This window comes from Aquitalea sp. S1-19 (genome assembly GCF_024343515.1).
Window position 1 is genome coordinate 1 of sequence record NZ_RJTZ01000327.1, and the last position, 907, is coordinate 907.

Annotated in this window: 2 protein-coding genes; both read right to left on the reverse strand. The window is 62.1% G+C overall.

The window, feature by feature from the left end; translation table 11 throughout:
- Positions 1–362 (reverse strand): tripartite tricarboxylate transporter permease (locus tag EGI20_RS18830; protein WP_498633227.1); only part of this gene is annotated, 362 nt, incomplete at its 3' end.
- Positions 362–907: tripartite tricarboxylate transporter TctB family protein (locus EGI20_RS18835; protein ID WP_498633229.1), on the reverse strand; the 546-nt coding region annotated here is incomplete at its 5' end. The genes EGI20_RS18830 and EGI20_RS18835, both read right to left, overlap by 1 nt.

Consider the following 907-nt stretch of genomic DNA (forward strand, 5'->3'; position numbering starts at 1 on the left):
CCCGGGACGATATTGTATTGCTGGAATGCCGACAACATGATGGCTGCGGTCGCCGACGTCGGAATGCCCAGCGTCAGCAGGGGCACCAGTGTGCCGGTGACCGCAGCATTATTGGCCGCTTCGGGGCCGGCGACGCCTTCGATGGCGCCATGACCGAACTCCTGCTTGGCCTTGCCGCGGGCGAGTTTTTTTTCCATCGAGTAGGACAGGAACGTCGGCATTTCGGTCCCGCCGGCCGGAATGGTTCCGAAGGGAAAGCCGATGGCGGTGCCCAGCGTGCAGCCGAGCAGTGCCCACATCAGGTTGGCCGGGGTCAGCGCCGTAGCGAACCCCAGCGAGAACAGGGCTTGCAAGGATTCCATTACAGTACTCCCGGAATCAGTGCCGGCAGGTTAAGACCCAGCCAGACAAACAGGCGAAATAGCCCGAACACGAGTAAAAAAGACACGATGGCATCGCGCAGGGTATGGCGGGATGCTAGTGCGCGGCTGACGCCAAAGCACAGCAAGGTGCCGGCCAGCGTGAAGCCGATCAGCCCTATCAGCGCCATATGGGCCAGCAAGGCACCCGAGAGCAGGATGAAGCGGCTCCAGTCTGCATCGGCCCGCGGCTCTTCATCTTCGGGCTGGGCTTCTTGCCCGGAGGGCAAGCTTGCGGCTTGGCTGGCCTGCAAGAGCAGCAGACCACCGCACATCACGAGTCCGGTGACTACCAGTGCCGGAAAGAAGCGCGGCCCGATGCCGGCATAACCTGCATCAGCCGGAATATCGGTGATTTGCCCGGCCATGATCAGGCCCAGGGCAATCACCGCGACGGCGAGCCATTGCTCGCCATTGGCGCGGCGTATCATGCTTAATTCCCCAGCTTCAGCTTCTTGACGACCACACCGGTGCGCTTGATTTCGGCA